At 52.3% G+C, this 18639-nt stretch carries 17 protein-coding genes; 11 read left to right on the top strand and 6 right to left on the bottom strand.

Annotated features, from left to right (window positions below):
- Nucleotides 1–643: 643 nt before the first annotated feature.
- The gene (locus tag FHS30_RS13650; RefSeq protein ID WP_183911071.1) at nucleotides 644–919 is read left to right on the top strand and encodes a hypothetical protein; all 276 of its coding nucleotides are present in this window, start codon (nucleotides 644–646) and stop codon (nucleotides 917–919) included.
- Here the strand turns inward: FHS30_RS13650 and FHS30_RS13645 are convergent.
- On the bottom strand, nucleotides 916–1491 hold the full coding sequence (locus tag FHS30_RS13645; RefSeq protein WP_183911070.1) for a HutD/Ves family protein: 576 nt from the start codon (nucleotides 1489–1491) through the stop codon (nucleotides 916–918). The two genes, FHS30_RS13650 and FHS30_RS13645, sit on opposite strands and share 4 nt — an antisense overlap.
- Nucleotides 1492–1857: 366 nt before the next feature.
- Between FHS30_RS13645 and panC the strand changes: the two genes are divergently transcribed.
- The 5 genes from panC (at nucleotide 1858) to FHS30_RS13620 (ending at nucleotide 5843) form a co-directional block, all read left to right on the top strand.
- A complete protein-coding gene (gene panC, locus FHS30_RS13640) occupies nucleotides 1858–2709 on the top strand; it encodes a pantoate--beta-alanine ligase (RefSeq protein ID WP_183911069.1) in 852 nt (283 codons plus the stop codon).
- 10 nt (nucleotides 2710–2719) lie between these two features.
- Nucleotides 2720–3100 carry an aspartate 1-decarboxylase gene (gene panD, locus FHS30_RS13635; protein ID WP_183911068.1) on the top strand — a complete coding sequence of 127 codons (381 nt, stop codon included), beginning with the start codon at nucleotides 2720–2722 and terminating at the stop codon, nucleotides 3098–3100.
- A gap of 603 nt (nucleotides 3101–3703) precedes the next feature.
- Nucleotides 3704–4510, top strand: a complete 807-nt coding sequence (locus FHS30_RS13630; RefSeq protein ID WP_183911067.1) for a PhoH family protein — start codon at nucleotides 3704–3706, stop codon at nucleotides 4508–4510.
- Nucleotides 4511–4729: 219 nt separating this feature from the next.
- On the top strand, nucleotides 4730–5248 hold the full coding sequence (locus FHS30_RS13625) for a TrmH family RNA methyltransferase (RefSeq protein ID WP_183911066.1): 519 nt from the start codon (nucleotides 4730–4732) through the stop codon (nucleotides 5246–5248).
- A gap of 97 nt (nucleotides 5249–5345) precedes the next feature.
- Nucleotides 5346–5843: a DP-EP family protein gene (locus FHS30_RS13620; RefSeq protein WP_183911065.1), complete on the top strand. Its 498-nt coding sequence runs from the start codon at nucleotides 5346–5348 to the stop codon at nucleotides 5841–5843.
- Here the strand turns inward: FHS30_RS13620 and FHS30_RS13615 are convergent.
- Entirely contained in the window at nucleotides 5827–8403 is a 2577-nt protein-coding gene (locus FHS30_RS13615) for a serine/threonine-protein kinase (RefSeq protein WP_183911064.1), read from the bottom strand. The genes FHS30_RS13620 and FHS30_RS13615 overlap by 17 nt on opposite strands.
- A 204-nt stretch (nucleotides 8404–8607) precedes the next feature.
- On the opposite strand from FHS30_RS13615, the gene acs reads away from it, so the two are divergent.
- The 5 genes from acs (at nucleotide 8608) to FHS30_RS13590 (ending at nucleotide 13063) form a co-directional block, all read left to right on the top strand.
- Nucleotides 8608–10542: an acetate--CoA ligase gene (gene acs / locus FHS30_RS13610; protein ID WP_183911063.1), complete on the top strand. Its 1935-nt coding sequence runs from the start codon at nucleotides 8608–8610 to the stop codon at nucleotides 10540–10542.
- 143 nt (nucleotides 10543–10685) lie between these two features.
- The gene (locus FHS30_RS13605) at nucleotides 10686–11138 is read left to right on the top strand and encodes a thioesterase family protein (RefSeq protein ID WP_183911062.1); all 453 of its coding nucleotides are present in this window, start codon (nucleotides 10686–10688) and stop codon (nucleotides 11136–11138) included.
- Nucleotides 11128–11715: a DNA endonuclease SmrA gene (gene smrA, locus FHS30_RS13600; RefSeq protein ID WP_183911061.1), complete on the top strand. Its 588-nt coding sequence runs from the start codon at nucleotides 11128–11130 to the stop codon at nucleotides 11713–11715. Before FHS30_RS13605 ends, smrA begins: the two co-directional genes overlap by 11 nt.
- Before the next feature lie 58 nt (nucleotides 11716–11773).
- The gene (locus tag FHS30_RS13595) at nucleotides 11774–12313 is read left to right on the top strand and encodes a hypothetical protein (protein ID WP_183911060.1); all 540 of its coding nucleotides are present in this window, start codon (nucleotides 11774–11776) and stop codon (nucleotides 12311–12313) included.
- 12 nt (nucleotides 12314–12325) lie between these two features.
- Complete coding sequence (locus FHS30_RS13590; protein ID WP_183911059.1) at nucleotides 12326–13063, top strand: SapC family protein; 738 nt, start codon at nucleotides 12326–12328, stop codon at nucleotides 13061–13063.
- 59 nt (nucleotides 13064–13122) lie between these two features.
- On the opposite strand, the gene FHS30_RS13585 is transcribed toward FHS30_RS13590, so the two are convergent.
- The 4 genes from FHS30_RS13585 to FHS30_RS13570 form a co-directional block, all read right to left on the bottom strand.
- Nucleotides 13123–14454, bottom strand: coding sequence for a nucleotide sugar dehydrogenase (locus tag FHS30_RS13585; RefSeq protein WP_183911058.1), 1332 nt, complete (start codon nucleotides 14452–14454; stop codon nucleotides 13123–13125).
- A 410-nt stretch (nucleotides 14455–14864) separates the two neighbouring features.
- Nucleotides 14865–15275, bottom strand: coding sequence for a hypothetical protein (locus tag FHS30_RS13580; RefSeq protein ID WP_183911057.1), 411 nt, complete (start codon nucleotides 15273–15275; stop codon nucleotides 14865–14867).
- Between the two features lie 25 nt (nucleotides 15276–15300).
- The gene (locus FHS30_RS13575; protein WP_183911056.1) at nucleotides 15301–15816 is read right to left on the bottom strand and encodes a hypothetical protein; all 516 of its coding nucleotides are present in this window, start codon (nucleotides 15814–15816) and stop codon (nucleotides 15301–15303) included.
- A gap of 428 nt (nucleotides 15817–16244) precedes the next feature.
- Nucleotides 16245–18638 carry a zinc-dependent metalloprotease gene (locus FHS30_RS13570; RefSeq protein ID WP_183911055.1) on the bottom strand — a complete coding sequence of 798 codons (2394 nt, stop codon included), beginning with the start codon at nucleotides 18636–18638 and terminating at the stop codon, nucleotides 16245–16247.
- Nucleotide 18639: the final 1 nt, after the last annotated feature.

Genomic DNA, 18639 nt, shown 5'->3' with positions numbered 1-18639 from the left:
GGGTGTAGAAAGGCGGTAGGCCGGAGCACTGTTGTAACCTGACTGCGTAGCCGATGCGGCGTTGCAGCGCCCTTAAAAAATGCTCACGTACGATGTGTACGCTGCGCTTTTTTAAGGCCACTGCGCCTTGCTTCGGCGTCCTCGCAGAACGCGCCAAGTTAACGGTTCCGAACTAAGTTGTGTCGTGGTGGGTGTAGAAAGGCGGTAGGCCGGAGCATTGTTGTAACCTGACTGCGTAGCCGATGCGGCGTTGCAGCGCCCTTAAAAAATGCTCACGTACGATATGTACGCTGCGCTTTTTTAAGGCCACTGCGCCTTGCCTCGGCGTCCTCGCAGAACGCGCCAAGGTGTGTTGAGTTAGTGTAGAAAGTCGGTGGGCCGGAGCACGGTTGTACCCTGACTGCATACGATGCGGCGTTGCACAACGCGCCAAGCGGTGGCACTGAGTTATGTTGTGCCGGGTAAGTTAGTGAACGTCGCTTGTTCACAGCGAACAGGGAGTAGCCGTTATGTTGATCCGAATACTTCCCTTGATTGTCAGGAGGATCGGCGCTGCGGAGGCGAGTGGAGACTGTGTGAAAGTGATTGTTGTGCCTGCTGTGCTGGCTGAATCCATCGACACTAAAGGCGCAGGAGACTTGCAGTGGTAAGGCCGATCGCTTTGGCGATCGGCGTCTCAGCGGCCGTGGTGCTTATCACTGCGCTATGTTTCTTTATCGACTTTTACTGTTTGTCAGGGCAGATGCCCGGCTACAAAATCCTGGCCTATCCCGGCATCGCGTGGCTTCGGTTGTTTTCGGAAGAAATCAACTTCTGGCCTAAATTAGGTTTACTTCTGCTTGGCCAATTTCTGGCTTACGCGCTGTTGGCCTTAGTCGCAATCGTTGGGGTGCGTAGTTTCAGAAGGAGTTGTCGTTAATAGCCGGTGAGGTAGATCAGCGTCCAATCTTCACCACTGATGGTCCACGCCCCCGTTTCAGTATTTTCCATCTTTAACAGATGGCCCGCCGGTAGGGTGTATTCATCATTGCCCTCGGTGGGGCGGAGTGTGAGCGAGGTGCGGTGGCTGTAGGCGAAGCAAAGCTTTTCGCCCAATACTTTAACCCGCGTCGGGTGTGGATGGGTTTCTACGATGGCCTGAAATTTGTGGCTTTTTGTCGTGATGTTTAAATCGGTGACGGGACCATTGAGTAATCGACCGAATGTGCGCAAGCCGCCGTCGAACTCGATTTGAGGCAAGGCTCCGGTAAGTCGGTGTAGGGGACCCTGCTCATGCGAAAGTTCGAGGCCATTTCCCTCTAGTAAAATCAGGGTCCGATGGTAGCCGGCAAAATCAGAAAAATAGCCGTCTTCTTCCAATTGCGCGATGCTTATGCGCCAATCAAAGGACTGCAAGGTGTGCCCTGCGCTAATCGCGAGTTCTAGGGTTTCGCCTTTGCCGTTCTTCCAGGGAATTTTGTTAAATTCTTCTGGGCCTATTACGTCAAACATGAGCTTACCAATGCGGTGATAAGAAACTTGAATGTAGGGTATTCGCGGGCAACCAATGCCAAGCGCGGCCAATTCCCAAGATTACCTCAATGAGCCGCAACAATACGACAAAAAACGCTTGCTAGGTCAATTAAATTGGCAGTGCCCTGTGCTTATTCTAGACGGTGATATTCTCGCTGCCTCAAGGGTGTCGCCCAGAGCGATAGCTTGTGCAGTCTGCGGCTAGGCCAAATGCGCCTGACAGGTGTGGGAATGGGCGTCGATTTGTCGTGAATATCCGAATAATAGCTCCGATTTTGCCTATAGTGCTCAAACAGATGTTTTAGTAAACTCCGCGCGGTTTCCCGCTGGCCCTAAGGGGGTGTCATGCATATCTACCACCATATTCAATCCCTGCGCGATGCGCTGGATGCAGAGCGTCGCGTCGGTAAACGTATCGGCTTCGTTCCCACTATGGGTAATCTGCATGAAGGCCATATTGCGCTTATTGAGCAGGCGCAGAGCACCAACGACATTGTGGTTTGTTCAATCTTTGTAAACGGTTTGCAATTTGGTCTAAACGAAGATTGGGATAAGTACCCGCGCACCTTTCGAGATGACTGCGAAAAGCTGAAAGCTGTGGGTTGTAACTATTTGTTTCACCCAGACGACTCAGAAATGTACCCCAATGGTTTGGATACGCAGACGCGTGTGATATGCCCCACGATGACAGATGTTCTGTGCGGCGCTAGCCGGCCCGGTCATTTTGAGGGCGTGACTACAGTGGTCACTAAATTGTTCAACATCGTGCAACCCGACGAGGCTGTCTTTGGTATTAAAGACTATCAGCAGCTCGCTGTAATCAGGCGCATGGTGGAAGACTTGTGCATGGCTGTGCAGATAACGGCTGCGCCAATCCACCGCGAAGCCGATGGCTTGGCCATGAGCTCGCGCAATGCCTACTTAAAGCCTGATGAGCGTGAGCGCGTAAAGCAATTGCAGGTAAGTTTGCAGTGGGCCGCGCAACAAATTCGTGCAGGCAATCGCGATTTTGATGTCATAGAGCTCGAAGCCAAATCGCAATTGATTGGGGCTGGCTTTAGGCCTGATTATTTCTCCATTTGCAATAGTAAGACGCTTCAGCCGGCAGCACATGATGACCAATGCATCACCATTTTGGGCGCTATGTTTACCGCAAGCGCGCGCCTGATTGACAATGTATCTATAGAGTTAAATTGAGGTATTAGCCATGTTGACCACTTTATTGAAAGGCAAGCTGCACATGGCAGCAGTAACCCAAGCTGAGCTGTGGTATGACGGCTCTTGTGCAATCGATCAAAACCTAGTTGAGTTGGCAGGTTTGCGGGAGTTTGAACAAATCGATATTTATAACGTGAGTAACGGCGAGCGTTTTACTACCTACGTCATTTTAGCTGAGCGGGGATCGGGTACTATTTCCATGAATGGTGCGGCTGCCCGTCGGGTGCAAAAAGGCGATCGCGTAATCATTGCCGCATACGGTCAGTTCACTGAGGCGGAAGCTGCAAGCTATAAACCCAAGTTGGTATACCTCAACGAAGATAACAGCGTTGAGCGGTCCGCCAACACTATCGCGGTGCAAGTTGCCTAACCCCGTGTGTTCTTGATAGAACGAAGCCTTTACAAGCCCGCTCACAAAGCGGGCTTTTTATTGCGCCAGTGCCGCCTAAGTACAGCATGCAGGTATTGCATCTGCATTTAAGCATTTACAGGTAAAGCCACAGAGGTCCAACATTGTGCCAATGAAAACGCGCACAGGGCCCGATGGCTTGGCGCAAAACTGCGGTGCGCTGGTTGTCTGTCCGCCGGCCTTACCTGTAGTTAATGCCTATGCCATTATTTTAAAAATTTTTACTTTACAAACACAAAGAAACGTCGCAGACTAAATTTATCTGTAAGACGCAAGATGTGATGACTTAAGCAAGAGCAGCGCTCGTGGCTTGGGCAACTTCACTGGGCGTTCTTGCCACCTCTTGGCCAAGCGCCTTTGTGTGAAGTTCTTCGCGCACGGCCCCTGTCTCTCTAAGTTCCCTAGCTTGCAAATATATAGCGTCAGATCTGGCATATTTTCAGAAGGCTGGTTCGTGACTTTTGTTAAGTAGCGTATTTTTATTTTTCATTAAATTCAATTAAAGGGAGGCCCCAAGCACCGCAGCGTAATCCGACATTTTTGAAACCACTGGAGTCCAGACTCATGGCGAAAAGATCGCAAGCGCGACGCAAAACTTACGAAGATCAATACGCAGATAAAAAACTCAAGAAAGCGAGCCGTAATAGCCGCAAGCACCAAAGTAACATCGTAGAACTCAACGCACGTTATACCGGCGCCGATACCGCCTACAGCACCCAACGCAATAATCAGCCGCTCAAAGCGCGCACTCCCGCTCAACAAACCTATATTCATGCTATTAACAACAATGCGCTAACCTTTGGTATTGGTCCTGCCGGAACGGGTAAGAGTTATTGCGCCGGGGCTTTGGCTGCGCAGGCATTGGAGTCAGGCGAAGTTGAACGAATTGTTATCACGCGACCAGCGGTAGAGGCGGGCGAGAGCTTAGGCTTTTTACCCGGTGCTCTCGATGAGAAATTTGCCGTCTATATCGATGCATTTCGCGATATTCTCAATGAGCGTTTGGGCTCCGGTACGGTTGACTATTGCCTGCGACACGGTCGCATCGTGGCTGCGCCGCTCGCATACATGAGAGGCAAGACATTCGATCATCGCACTTTCGTAATTCTCGATGAAGCGCAAAATACCTCTGTGGCGCAAATGAAAATGTTTTTAACCCGCATTGGCGAAAATTGCCGCGTTGTGATTAACGGCGATATTCGACAAAGTGATATTCGTGGTCGCAGCGGGCTGGCAGACGCGGTGGAGCGGTTGCAGGGCGTGAATAGCGTCTATATTCATGAGTTCGACCGCGATGATATCGTGCGCAGTGGCTTGGTGAGGGAGATCATTGACTTGTATGAGCCAGATGATCGGGCAAGTAATGATTGACGCATATAACACATGACAAAAATATTGCATGACCAGAAGGGGAGCTAGGCTCCCCTTTTTTATTGTTGCCTTACCGTTTGGTTTGCGTAAATCTGTCGCCGGTGAGCGCTGTTGCACGCTTGTTATTTGTCCCTCCGGCGCAATAGACTGCTAGGTTTACTATCGATGGAAATGCACTTGGATGTTATGTAAAAAGTTGTACGGGAGTGGTGTGTGGTTATGAGTGATGATTCAGACGCCATTCGCCAGTTAACGCACGCGGAGCACCAACCTGACAATATCCCGCAGCCGTTTAGTCTATTGCTAGAAAATTTTCAGAGCCCGGCCAATGTGGGGGCGGTGTTCCGCAGCGCGGACGCATTTGGCTGTAGGTGTTTATACCTTTGCGGAACAACCATCGTGCCGCCCAACAGTAAATTGCGGCGCCTTTCGAGGGCTGCAGATAAATATGTGCCGTGGCAGCAGCACAGCTGCGCGCAAACGTTAGTGCGCTCGCTTAAGGCGCAGGGCGTGCGTATAGCCAGTCTTGAATTAACGGCGAATTCCACGCCGCTGCCCCATTGGCAACCCACTAATGAACACTGGTGTTTGATTTTGGGGGCTGAAGATGTCGGTGTATCAGCGCCATTACTTGCGCTGTCTGATGCCGTGGTACACATCCCTATGTTCGGTCATAACTCAAGTCTTAATGTGGGCAGCGCTTGTGCCGTCGCACTCTACCAAATGGCGTGTAAATAGGTTGGGAGCCTTGCGCCTTTATGGCACACTCGATCGGCGCTGGTCGAAGATGTTGTACGACCTTAGGATTCACATCGTTAACAATGGAAGGACAGTCATGAACGATTTAAACCCCCTGCCAAAAATTCAGGTGCCGCGCGGTGGCGTTGCCACGCTGCAGCTGCAGTTGGTGCCACCCTATGGCAAACCAGAAAATGCGCCATTTCCAATCTGGAGTTTATTAGGACCAGATGGCCAGCCCGCCGATCCCAACAGTTTGGTGGTTGAGTTTGACGGCCAATCAGCCAACTTCGAGCGCATGCGCGAGCGGGCTCTGCTGATGGTGACCTTGTCGACCGCTAATACGACGCGCGAGGAGCGCTTTAAGTTCTTTGGCAATGGCCTAGAGTATGCAGATGACCGAGAGGACGTAAATGATGATGTGACAACAGATTTGACGAAAGATAGTCAGACGCTGGTGTTTACTATCCAGAACCAAGGGGGCACTTCATCTACCGTCGATTTTGGATTCCTCGTTTCTAGAAAAAATCGTAACACGGGTGAGCTTCATATCTTTGAAGGCCCTGATCCAAAAATTGTTATTCATCGACCCTAGCATCGGTTGTAATGTTGGCGGTGGCGCAAAAATTGGCCGCCGCCTCCTCAACCAATAATTGAAAATTAGCGTTTGTGCATAGACTGGTGAACCAGGGTAGCGTGAACCAAATGGGCGTGTACCCAAGCTCAAGCAGCTGCGCAATACTGTCCATGGCTTTTTGCTGTTTGTTTGATTTCAGTAAAAACAGTGTTTCTGCATAGATAAGGTCTGCGTATCCCCCCTCCAATTTCTTTGCCGCAGCAATGTTTTTACTTGCCTCGTCAAGATTGCCGAGATGAATATTTGCGGTGGCTATGCTCACCAGCGTGTCGATGTCATCGCTCTTGCCCAGTTTTTTAAGCGCTTCCTGAAAAAAGTACTCAGCCTCTTGGGCGTTGCCGTTCAGTAAATGAATCTCGCCCATATTTAAGTAAAAAGTTGGGTTGTTTGGGCTGATTTCTAGCGCTTTTTCTTGGTATTTTTGTGCTGACGCGAAGTCGGCCGCGAGCATATAGGCGGTTGCCAAGTTGTTGTATTCGATGCTGTCTGGATGTTTGTCAGTGAGCCTGTGGTAGGCCTCGATTGCGGTATTGACGTCACCGATGGCAATGGAGAGCCCTGCAATCAAGCTATTGCTAGGCGTGTGCTCGGGGGAAATGTTGATCAGTGTGTTTAAGGTTTCAATACTTTTTTGGTATTTGCCTTGAAAATACTGGGCGGCAGCAAGGTCGTATAGCAGCGCTACGGAAAATCGATTTTCCAATAATTCACTGTAGATTCGCTCAGCTTTTTCGAAGTCGTTGTCTCTTGATGCGAGCTTGGCGGTTAACTGAAGGTGCCGCTCCAGCTTGCCGTGTTCCTTAACTTTTTGAATGGATGCCTCTGCATCTTTAAGTTGTCGCAATGCAATAAAAATAAGTGACTCCAGTTCGGCTGCTGTGCTTTCGTCAATATGGTGATGTTTGTTTTCATTTAGCAGCTCATGAGCGATTCTTATTTGCCCCCCTTCGTTATGGAAATTAAGGTTGGCCACAGCGGCGTGGGTTAGTATTCGGTAGGCTGGGATGAAGCTGGCGTCCGTTTCTATGATTTCAGTAAGCGCCTGAAATTCTTCATCACTAAGCTGTGCCGCAACGTTAAACGTCTCCAATATTTTTATGTATTTAAGGTAGGAAGTTTGGTCGATGGCTGTTGGGCTCTGGGCTTGCGAGCCAATCAATGCGAGCGCGTGCTGCCAGGTGGTGTAATAGATGTCAGCTTCATTGCTTAAAAATACCGGCCACGATTGTTTTGAAACAATTGTGGATGCCTGTGCATCAATGAGTAACAATTCTATTTGGCAGCGATTGGCTTGGCAGTCGATTGTGGGTCTTACCACATGCTTGGCGCCAGTGATGGCATTGATATCTATAGCCTTGGTCGAGCTAGTGTGTTGCCACTCATGCCGGTCAACTAGCTGAATGTGCGATTGGCTGAGCAGAGATTCTTGTAGCGCGTTATCCACGGCCAATCTCAGTTGCGTCGTTTGCGCGACACCCTCGGTATTGTTGATGGTAATAACGGGTTCTTGTATGGCCAGAATTTGGTTGGCTTGGTGATTGTCAAACGTCAGCCAGGCCAAGCTCGCCAGCGAGATGACGGCGACCAAAACTGCGTAGGCCCACAATGTGTGGTCTGGCTTGCTGGGTGTGGGTGGCGTTGATTCGGCGGTGATCACTGCTGGTTCAGTGGCATTTATAAGCTGCTTCGCACAGCTGCATGCAGTGGGTCGAGCCGCTGGATCTTTATCGAGACATTGAATCAGTAGGCTGGCAAATGCATCGAGTGAATTCGAAGTGTCGTCATCCACGCTAACCGGAAGCGGCGCACGGTAAAGAATGGCTTGCAAGATTCCGTCTGGATCTTGCGTATCGCCGAATGGGTGATGCTTACACAGTAAGCTGTAGGCCAAAATGCCGAAGGAAAAAATATCGCTGGCGGTGGTGAGGTTGTCACCCATGGCTTGTTCGGGCGATAGGGCCGCGGGGCTGCCGATATATTCGCCGGGCAGTGCCTGGCTGTCATGAACATTGGCGGCTTGCGGTTGCGCTTGGTGGCGGGCGATGCCGAAATCCATGATTTTGACTTGCCCGCCCGCCGAAATCATGATGTTTTCAGGTTTGAGGTCGCGGTGGATAATGCCTTTTTCGTGGGCGCAAGCGAGTCCATCGGCAATTTGACGCAACCAGTCGAGGCGGGTATTCAGACTCAGTCGGCCATCGCTCAGTTCGTCGCTGCACAGCCAGTCCAGCAGCGTGCGACCCTCCACGTATTCCATGACCAGCGCGGGCGAGTCCTGCCACTCGATCAAATCGTATATCTGAACAATGTTGGTGTGGTTGATCTTTGCTAGGAGTTTGGCCTCCTCTTGCACCGCTTCGATCCATAGAGGATTGGCGCGATTCTTTCGAATGCATTTTAAGGCAATTTTGCGATCCAATCGCTTGTCGTAGGCAAGATACACCACACCCATGCCACCTTTGCCAAGGATAGACTCAATTTCATAGTGATCAGTTTGGCTGTTCGTGGCGTACGTCATCGGGTGTTGGCTTGGTTAATTTTGTTATTGGGCCGTTGCAACATCCGTGTCGGGCTGTAATTAGTAACCGCTAACTTACTGTTTGCCGTGTCATTGTGCAATGCACATTGGGTTTTCGACCACCGACTAATAGGGAATGTGTGCGCTAGTTGGTATAGTCGGTCTTTTAGATCAAAGCGCATAACACAATAACGGAGCTTGTTTATGTCTGACGTTAAAACCTACCCCATCCCGCAAAATTTTCAAGACGCACATATTAATAAAGAAACTTACGATGTCATGTATGCGCGTTCGATCAACGAGCCTGAGGCGTTCTATCGCGAACAAGCTGAACAGTTTCTGACCTTTGAGCGGGCTCCGGATGCGATTTGTTCATGGGATTTAAGTAAGGGCGAAGCCAGTTGGTTTGCGGGTGGCAAGCTTAACGTTACCGTTAATTGTATTGATCGCCACCTGCCTGCTCGCGCACAACAGACGGCCATTATCTGGGAGGGCGATGACCCAGCGGTAGATAAGCACATTACCTACGCGGAGCTGCATGAGCAGGTGTGTCGGCTGGCCAATGTGCTGCGAGCGCGGGGCGTAAAGAAGGGTGATCGCGTCTGCATTTACATGCCCATGATTCCAGAGGCTGCCTACGCCATGCTGGCCTGCGCTCGCGTGGGGGCGGTGCACTCGGTGGTATTTGGTGGCTTTTCGCCAGACGCATTGAAAGACCGGATTTTGGATTCCGACTGCCGCGTACTTATTACGGCCGACGAGGGCGTGCGCGGTGGCAAAAGCGTCGCGCTAAAAGCCAATGCGGATAAAGCCCTAGCGGCCTGCCCCAATACTCACACCTGCTTGGTGGTCAAGCGCACCGGTGGGGCAATTCAGTGGGACGCGAGCCGGGATGTTTGGTATCACGATGCTGTGGCAGAGGTGCCAGCCGAGTGCGAGCCCGAGCCGATGGATGCAGAAGATCCGCTGTTCATCCTTTACACCTCAGGCTCCACCGGCAAACCCAAGGGTGTTTTACACACGACGGCAGGTTATTTGTTACACACCGCCATGAGCTTTAAGTACACCTTTGATTATCGCGAGGGTGAGGTCTACTGGTGCACCGCGGATGTGGGTTGGGTCACCGGCCACAGTTACATTGTCTACGGCCCACTGTGTAACGGCGCCACCACCTTGATGTTCGAAGGCGTGCCCACCTACCCAGATGCCTCTCGGTGCTGGCAAGTGGTGGACAAGCACAAGGTCAATACGTTTTATACGGCGCCCACGGCAATCCGCGCGCTCATGGGGGCGGGCAATGAATACGTCACGCGCGCATCGCGCCAGTCACTGCGCATCCTGGGCACCGTCGGCGAGCCCATTAACCCCGAGGCATGGGAGTGGTATTTCCACACGGTGGGTGAAGGCCGTTGCCCCATAGTGGACACCTGGTGGCAAACCGAAACGGGTGGCCACATGCTCACGCCCCTGCCGGGTGCCACAGCCACTAAGCCGGGCTCGGCGACGCTGCCGTTCTTTGGCGTACAGCCCGTGTTGCTCGACGGTGAGGGGCGCGAAATTGAAGGCGCTGGCGAAGGTAGCCTAGCCATTAAGGCGTCCTGGCCCAGTCAGATCCGCAGTGTGTACGGCGATCATCAGCGCATGCTGGACACCTATTTCAGCACCTTCAAAGGTTACTATTTCACTGGTGACGGCGCCCGCCGCGACGCCGATGGCTACTACTGGATCACCGGGCGCGTGGACGACGTGTTGAATGTTTCCGGGCACCGCATGGGCACCGCAGAAATCGAGAGCGCATTGGTGCTGCACGATCTGGTGGCGGAATCGGCTGTGGTGGGTTACCCCCACGACATCAAGGGCCAGGGCATCTATTGCTATGTCACCCTTATGGCGGGGACCGAGCCCACTGATGCGCTCAAAAAAGAATTGGTCGCGCTGTGCACCAAAGAAATTGGCCCCATTGCCAAGCCCGACATCATCCAGTGGGCGCCAGGGCTGCCTAAAACTCGCTCCGGTAAGATTATGCGCCGCATACTGCGCAAAATTGCAGCCAATGAATTGGACACGCTGGGTGACACGTCAACGCTGGCCGATCCTTCAGTGGTGGACGAGCTGATCGAAAATCGCGCAAATCGATGATCCAGTAACAAGGCCGCAGCGTAAACTCACCTACACCCTTAAGTGACTGCGGTCACCATGTTATTGGGCGGTCAAATTGACCGCCCTTTTTTTGCGCGGTAATCTTCGGGTCCGAATGAATAGGGCACCCTGAGGAGGTAAATGTGCACGGGGGCGAGCCCTTTGATTTTCCCGGTCCCCACACCCAGTCAATCGCGGTGACGGAGGCCCATATCGATGGATTGGGTCACGTCAATAACGCGGTGTACGTACAGTGGTGTGAGCGGGTAGCGTGGGATCACTCTGCGCAACTCGGGCTATCGCTCGCCGACTACCGGGCGTTGGATCGGGCCATGGCTATCCGCCAAGCACAATATGACTATGTGCTGCCTGCCCTGCAGGGTGACTCACTCATCTTAGCCACTTGGTTGACTGCATCCGATGCACGCCTCAATATGACACGCCAATTTCAGCTGCTACGGGGCCGCGAGACCTTGATGCGTGGGTGTTGGCAGCTAGTGTGCATCGAAATGAGCAGCGGGCGGGCCAGACGCATGCCTGAGGCCTTTTTAAGCACGTATCAGCCCGCAGTGGTGGAGGCCGGTGATGAGCAGTGATGAATCGTTTATTGGCCTGTTGGGGCAGGATTTGAGCGATGTGCGCCCGCTCGCGGTAGAGCCTCGGGTCGCCCTAGTGAAGCACAGCATGTCCGAGGTGGCCCTAAGGCAAAAACGCGCCGATGCGGTGCGCACCGAAGTGGAGGAGTACAACCGACTCAGTGGCGAGTTTATTGAGCCTGTGGACCCGCACGATGTGTTGGCATTTAAGCGCCCAGGCATTCAAAACGGGGTGTATCGCAATCTGCGGTTGGGTAAGTACGCCATGGATGCGCGCCTCGACCTGCACAATTTAACGGTTGAGCAGGCCAGACTTGCGGTCCACACCTTTGTACAGGACTGTTGTCAGCACGATATTCGGTCGGCATTGATCACCCACGGCAAGGGCGAGGGAAGAAAACCACAACCGGCAATGCTCAAGAGTTGCATTGCGCACTGGTTGCCCCAATTAACAGAAGTTCAGGCCTTTCACTCGGCCCAGAAGCAGCATGGCGGCGTTGGTGCCACCTATGTGCTGATTCGCAAGAGTGACAAACAGCGACTTGAGAATGCCGAGCGGCTTCACAAGCGGCGCTAGCATCAAGGAAGAGCGCACAAACGCGGTAACCAAAGCGAAGTAACCAGAGATTAGAATAATGACAGAAGCAGTAACCCCTCAGACTGACGCAGCGGCTGAAAAGCCTCAACTCACGATAAATATTCCCGAAGTGGTCAATTTGGCCTGCAATATTCTCCACGGTGGCTTTTTGGCCAAAGGCGATGAGCACGGTAAAAAGCTGTTTAAGCAGCTTAAAGACGAGGAAAAGTTGGCCGCCGGCAGCATGACGGTTGGCGAGCAGGTCACCATTAAACTGACCATTTCCCTTGATCGCAAAGAATTCCGGGGCCAGTTGGGATTCCCTGTGTTCAAAGCGAGCTTGCAGGCGATGTTACAAAATCTAGGCCAGGCCCTGCAGGCGCGCCAAGACCTCAATTTTCTCACGGGTGATAACGGCAATATCCTAGTACACAAGCCCGGTGTCATTGAGAAGGGCGGCGACTACAACGTTTTGGTACTGGTGCTCGCACCCAGCCAAAATAAAGAAATGAATCTGTGTCTAACGTTTTTAGATCCAGATCAATACGAACCCTTGCGCAAGGCCAAGGAAAAAAAATCAACAGCATCGGATAAATAAGAGAGACCTTACGTGACTAAACAACTTTTGATATACGGCAACGCAACCCCCATTTCCAGTGAGCGCCATCGCGGCTGGGGTATTGAGCCCACGGGTGACCTGAGCTTTGCCAAAACCGTAAACTCTGTGCCGCTGACGGCTGTTGAGTTCTTCAGTGCAGCGGAATCTTTTCCTGTTGTATTCACCAAAAACGGTGACAACGTATTGCCTTTGGCAGTAATGGGCGTGAAGCCAGAGCAAAATCTGTTCATCAACGAAGAAGGTAAGTTTACCGCTAATTACCTGCCGGCATTCTTCCGCCGCTATCCTTTTGTTTTTTCAAGCAACGACGAAGGCAAAAACTTTTTGTTGTGCATCGATGAAACGTACGCCGGTTGCAGCCCAGATGGTAAGGGCGAGCGTTTATTTGATGACGAAGGCAAGCAAACTGAATACCTAGGCAAAGTGCTGGATTTCTTAAAAGAATATCAAATGAACTTTGCTCGCACTCAGTCTTTTTGTGCACGTTTACAGGAGTGGGATTTACTTGAGCCTATGGAGGCGCAATTCACGCCGAACGACGGCGGTGAGAAAATTCGCTTGGGTGGCTTTTTGGCGGTAAGCCGTGACAAACTTAAGGCACTCGACAGTGACAAGCTGGCAGAGCTTATGAAAAATGACGGTATGGAACTCATCTTCACCCATTTGCAATCGCTGCGTAAATTCCGAGAGTTGATCGCAAAAGTGCCTGCAGATACAACTGCAAAATAAGATTCGACCGCTTATAAAAAAACCGCCGTAAGGCGGTTTTTTTATGGTTGGTACTTCGCTTAGCGGCGGCCAATGCCCTCGTACACAAAGCCCATCTGTTTCAGTTTTTCCGGGTTGTAAATGTTGCGGCCGTCGATAATCACCGAGGCGCGCAATTGACTTTTCAACTTGTCGAAATCAGGTTGGCGGTATTGCTTCCATTCGGTCACCAATACCAACGCATCGGCATCCTCGGTTGCGTCGAAGTGATGATCGCAATAAATGAGCTGGCCCTCTTCCACAAACTTAGGCGCGAATTCGCGTTTAGAGGTAGTCATGGCCTCTGGATCGTGCACTTTCACGGTGGCGCCGGCCGCGAGCAGGCTATTGATCAACACGATGGACGGTGCTTCACGCATGTCGTCGGTACCGGGTTTAAATGCCAGGCCCCAGACGGCGATGGTTTTGCCGTTCAACTCACCGAGGTGGCGCGTCACCTTGCTGGCAAGCACGTGTTTCTGCGCAATGTTGCGCTCCTCTACGGCGTTCAGTAGTTTGGCGTCAAATTTGACGTTATCAGCCATTCGCACTAGGGCCTGCACATCTTTAGGAAAGCAGGAGCCGCCATAGCCACAGCCGGGGTAGATAAAGGAGTAGCCAATGCGTGAGTCCGAGCCTATACCGTGGCGCACTTCTTCGACATCGACGTCGAGCGCATCACACAGGTTGGCGATTTCGTTCATGAATGAAATTTTGGTGGCGAGCATGGCGTTGGCGGCGTACTTAGTCATCTCTGCATCGCGCACGCCCATGTACATGACTTTGTCGTGATTGCGAGAAAAATCTTGATACAACTCGCCCATCACGGCGCCAGCGCGCTCGCTGTCAGTGCCGATGATAATGCGGTCTGGCTTCATGAAATCGCTGACCGCGGCGCCTTCCTTCAAAAATTCCGGATTGCTAACCACATCGAAAGGAATATCCACGCCACGCAGGTCTAGCTCTGCCTGAATGGCTTCACGTACCTTGTCAGCAGTGCCCACTGGCACGGTCGATTTATCGACGATAACGGCATATTCGTTGAGGTTTTGACCAATCTCGCGGGCCACGGCCAGCACATACTTGAGGTCGGCTGAGCCGTCTTCACCAGGGGGCGTGCCCACCGCAATGAAGTAAATGCTCGACTGGGTCATGGCCTGTGGCAGGTCGGTGGTGAAGGATAACAGCCCGAGTTTGATGCCGCGCTCTACCACTGCCGCAAGGCCAGGTTCGTAGATGGGAATATCGCCCGCGCGCAGTCGCTCAATTTTGGCGGCGTCCACGTCAACACAGGTAACTTGGTTGCCCATGTCCGCGAAACAGGCGCCAGACACTAGCCCCACGTAACCGGTTCCCACGATAGTAATATTCACAATTGACCTCCTTGTTCTAAATGTCACACAGCAATGCCACAGCGGTGGCGCAGATGGCGCGCAGTTTACCATGAAGCTTGAGCTGTTGCTGGATTAGGTACATGAGAGGCGACACAAGGATATCAAGTCCCCGAGTTTAAGCGTAGAGCACTTTGTTTTGTCCGACTGAAGGCGCTCTCGGAGAGTAATGAAGAGGGTCTCAATATTGGGGCAGCTGTCGAAATGCACTCCGTGAGGAGTCTTCCGCACGCAGGGTTAAGGACATCAGGTTGGGGGAATTCTGGGGGTGGCACCGGGATGTCAATGTTGATGTAGGCTTTCGCGTACTGCGTACCCTTTAAGCAAAAGCCTGCTTTGATGAATGTTGGCAATGGCTTGGTTATTCGCCAAGCCACTGCCATCACAGACGGTTAGTCTTTGAACTTTTTGCTTGGAATATACTGCGATTGGGTTGAGCTGCCTACATAGGTGCAGTTACCCTCATCATCCCACCGGAATGTGACGAATGAAAAGCTGTCGAGCGCTTTTATCTGATCAATCAAATCTGGCTTATCGTAGGCGAAGCATATAACGGATTCCCCTTCAATAATTTGTGCTTGGCAGAAGCCCCAAGAAAAACCAGGGTCCACATCGTTAGCACCAAAGGTCCTAGTGCCGCAGCCAATTTGTTCAAACTCATTGCTAGAGAAACGTGCGGTTTTCATGTTGCCAAAGGCAACTTTTGAATCCATATCGATTTCGACAGGTACGTCGATTGCTGCACCAGCCAATGCTAAGGTCGAGAATGTTGCTAAGACGAATCCAATCATTTGCTTTTTCATGTTGCATCCTTTTTGGTGGGTTAAACTATTGATTCACGATTTTCAATTGCCCTGAATTTACAGCGCGTGCAATTGAACTGAACATCTCCTTGCGCTGTTCTGGGTGTAACTGTGCTGCTTGTATTTGCAAGTTATCGATTTGCATCTGAGATACTGGTCCCGCAAACATCATATTGTTAAGTGACCCCCGCAGCATGTCATGCCGTTCGATCTGAGAGGCAGAAGGTGGGGGGGCGATGTTTTCGGGCCTCATGCCTGCGCTATCTAAGTTGCTTTCGATGGCCAAAGATAATCTAGCAAGTTCCTTTTGTATCATGGCCAATTGCTGAAGCTGATCGGTGGGTTGGGTTTCGTTATCCGTGGAGGATCTCACGTTGTGGCGGTTCGTGGAATCGCTGCTATTCGTGGAATCGCTGTTATGGGAATAGGGCAGGTACGTTGCAAGAGTGTCTACCGTTGTGTGCAAACTTTTGAGGTGTGAAAAAATAATCGCCAGTGCAGCCGATTGTGCGATGAGTATCGCCATGAAAAGCCATTTCATGGGCAGTCCCTTTCCCTATTATTGTAAACTTGTCAAAATGAGGCCTTGAGTTTTACGCCTCTGATTCAAATGCGTCAAGTGAATTGTCCGGCTGTGTGATTGTATTCCCGTCTGTTGCCGATGAAATATATCTTTTATTTCAATTTTTTATAAACTGGCTCTAATTATATTTCACTATTGACTATATGTTCGCTGATTGAGTTCTAGTGAAAAGGAGTTTGCGCGTTGTCTAATCTCCAGCGGTTCGACAGCCATTGTCATCTTGATCTTCCGGAAGTGGGTGATGAGGCTATTACGCTATGGCGTGAGGCAACCGGGGTCGGCGTAGCGCGCCGTTTACCATGCGTTGGCGCCTAGAGCGCTATTTCCTAAAGCGCTATGCCACTAAGCCCCCTAGCCGTGCGTGGACAGCTAGGGGGCTAGAAGGGCTAGATGGGTGAGCCGGGGGGTAAGGGCTTGGGCTTGATGGCGTCTTTGCTGGCCACCAGACTTTGTGCGGTATTGACCATCGCGGCCAGCAGTCGCTCGTGGGTATTAACCGGTGCATCGATTTGACGGCGCGCCAGGAACGCCCCGAATACCCCACGCAGTTGCGGGGTGAGATTGTTATTGGCCAGCAAGTGCGTGATTTTGTGCAGCACTAAAATTTCCGTTTGGCGTGCGATGAGCAGGGCTTTGCCCTTTGCCCCATTAGTGCCCGTCGCTGCCCAAATGTTATCGAGAACCTGAGTGGGCGACAGGTGTGCGTCATCGCTCGCGTGGGCCCACTGCAGGCGGGCCAGCCGCTCTGGGTGCAGCAGGATGTTTAGGCTGTGATTGGCCGCGGCTTCTGCCATGGCCAAGGGGTCCAATAGAGCGCCGGTATAGCCCTGTGTGCTTTCGCGCGTTTTCTTGTGGCCATATGCTTTCGGCGGAATCAGCGATTCGATGGCAGCGGGCAGCAATAAAAAATCGGGCGACAAGGTGCGCGTCAATTGCGACAGTGCATGGCGCTGGTCTGCGGCAGATACGGGACTGAGTTGCTGCGCAGCGGCACCCGTTTTCACACCGTAGTCATAGTGATAGCCGCCCAATAATTTACCGGCGGCCTCAGCTTGATAGCGGTGGTAGTAATACACAGGCACCAAAATTTCTTCTAAGTCGGAATAGGGGCGACCGAATGCCAGAGCATTGTCACTAAATTGCGCCAGTGCTTTGGTTCGCAATTCTACGACGCGGGCCAATTCGTCAGCGGCGTTGGCGCCGTTGTCCCACAGGCTGCTAGTGGCGTGAAAATCGCCGAGGCTGCGGCTGTCGGGATCGGAAATAAATTTGAATCCGAGCTGTGTAGATTCAGCGATAAAATTTAATCGCGCCGTTTCGCTGTCAAAACTGCCGTAGCCGTATTGGACAACGCGTTTATCCCAGTCGCCAATATTTTCCGCATAGGCTCCGACCAGTGAGATGTTTCCGTCGTTGATAGACAGTTGCGGATGCGGATAATCCATCACCGAGGCGCGATCTTTGGGGCTGGCGGCAAAGTTGTGGGCGATGCCCAGCGTGTGGCCGATTTCGTGCGCCGATAACTGGCGAATGCGCGCCAGCGCCATGTCGCGCATGGGTTGCGTGCTGGCAGCGAGGGTGTCGAACGGCGCAGTCATGCCTTGGGCAATCAAAAAATCCTGTCGCACGCGCAGTGAGCCCAAGGTTACGTGGCCCTTAATGATTTCTCCAGTGCGTGGATCTGTGAGCCCATAGCCGTATGACCAACCGCGTGTGGCGCGGTGTACCCACTGGATGACGTTGTAGCGCACATCCATGGGATCGGCATCGGCGGGCAACATTTTTATTTGAAAGGCATCGCGGTAGCCCGCGGCTTCAAACGCTTGGTTCCACCAGCGGCCGCCCTCTATCAGAGCGCTGCGCACCGGCTCTGGTGTGCCCGGATCCAAGTAGTAAATAATGGGATCAATCGCAGCGCTAACCTGAGCCTTGGGGTCTTTTTTCTGCAATCGGTGACGGGGAATCCAGCGCCTTGTCATATCGGCGTCGATAGGCGCGGCGTAGTCTTTAAATTCAAAGGCCCAAAACCCGCTTTGGGGGTGAAACGCGCGCGGCTCAAATCCGGCCTCGGGCAGCGCCACAAAACTGTGGTGCATGCGCACGCTAATGCTATAGGGGTCGGGTGCAACTGCCTGCACAAACTCGCCTGGATCGTCGCCCGTAAACGTTACTGTCGCTTCGAGTTCGGTATTGCGCGGGAAGGCTTTGGTGCGTGGCAAGTAGACGGCTGACCGGCTGGCATCGCGACGGTATTCGCCCTGTTTGGAGTGTTTCAATTTGCGCGCCACGCCATGACTGTCGCGCAACATAAATTCCGTGGCGTCTATCAAAAGCTGTTCGCCGCTGCGCGCCACCACGGGAAAGCCCCAGAGCACTGAGCTGGCAAAGGCTTCGCTGACCGACTGTTGTTCAAGGTCATTGTCACTTACGGCGCGGTAGTAGGTGTTGCGTTGTTGCAGTAGTACTTTATCGCCGGCATCTGCAAAGCGCACCAGCTTGGTTTCCAAGTCCATGAGTTGGCCCCGATCGAGGCCAATGTCATTAGAGCCCAAGCCTTGAGGCAGGCTGAAATAGTAGATGTATTCGGGGCCGTTTCTTGTGATTTCCAAATAGGCTTTGCCGGAGTTTTGGTCGTAAATGACGGGGATAAGGCCGGCTTGCCGCGTCATGTTGCGGGTGAATGATTCAATGCTATTGTCGGTGGGGGCATTGGAATTGTTCGGCGAACAGGCGGTGAGCCCCAGCAGCAGGGCAAGGCCGGTAGCGAGTAGTCGGATCATT

The organism is Simiduia aestuariiviva (assembly GCF_014192475.1).
Classification (GTDB): domain Bacteria; phylum Pseudomonadota; class Gammaproteobacteria; order Pseudomonadales; family Cellvibrionaceae; genus Simiduia; species Simiduia aestuariiviva.
The sequence above is the reverse complement of the archived record's forward strand: the minus strand, read 5'-3'. Positions and strand labels throughout refer to the sequence as shown.

Coding starts and splice junctions, on each gene's coding strand:
- FHS30_RS13645 (WP_183911070.1), bottom strand. CDS start 1,491: ATGTTTGACGTAATAGGCCCAGAAGAATTTAACAAAATTCCCTGGAAG.
- panC (WP_183911069.1), top strand. CDS start 1,858: ATGCATATCTACCACCATATTCAATCCCTGCGCGATGCGCTGGATGCA.
- panD (WP_183911068.1), top strand. CDS start 2,720: ATGTTGACCACTTTATTGAAAGGCAAGCTGCACATGGCAGCAGTAACC.
- FHS30_RS13630 (WP_183911067.1), top strand. CDS start 3,704: ATGGCGAAAAGATCGCAAGCGCGACGCAAAACTTACGAAGATCAATAC.
- FHS30_RS13625 (WP_183911066.1), top strand. CDS start 4,730: ATGAGTGATGATTCAGACGCCATTCGCCAGTTAACGCACGCGGAGCAC.
- FHS30_RS13620 (WP_183911065.1), top strand. CDS start 5,346: ATGAACGATTTAAACCCCCTGCCAAAAATTCAGGTGCCGCGCGGTGGC.
- FHS30_RS13615 (WP_183911064.1), bottom strand. CDS start 8,403: ATGACGTACGCCACGAACAGCCAAACTGATCACTATGAAATTGAGTCT.
- acs (WP_183911063.1), top strand. CDS start 8,608: ATGTCTGACGTTAAAACCTACCCCATCCCGCAAAATTTTCAAGACGCA.
- smrA (WP_183911061.1), top strand. CDS start 11,128: ATGAGCAGTGATGAATCGTTTATTGGCCTGTTGGGGCAGGATTTGAGC.
- FHS30_RS13595 (WP_183911060.1), top strand. CDS start 11,774: ATGACAGAAGCAGTAACCCCTCAGACTGACGCAGCGGCTGAAAAGCCT.
- FHS30_RS13580 (WP_183911057.1), bottom strand. CDS start 15,275: ATGAAAAAGCAAATGATTGGATTCGTCTTAGCAACATTCTCGACCTTA.
- FHS30_RS13575 (WP_183911056.1), bottom strand. CDS start 15,816: ATGAAATGGCTTTTCATGGCGATACTCATCGCACAATCGGCTGCACTG.
- FHS30_RS13570 (WP_183911055.1), bottom strand. CDS start 18,638: ATGATCCGACTACTCGCTACCGGCCTTGCCCTGCTGCTGGGGCTCACC.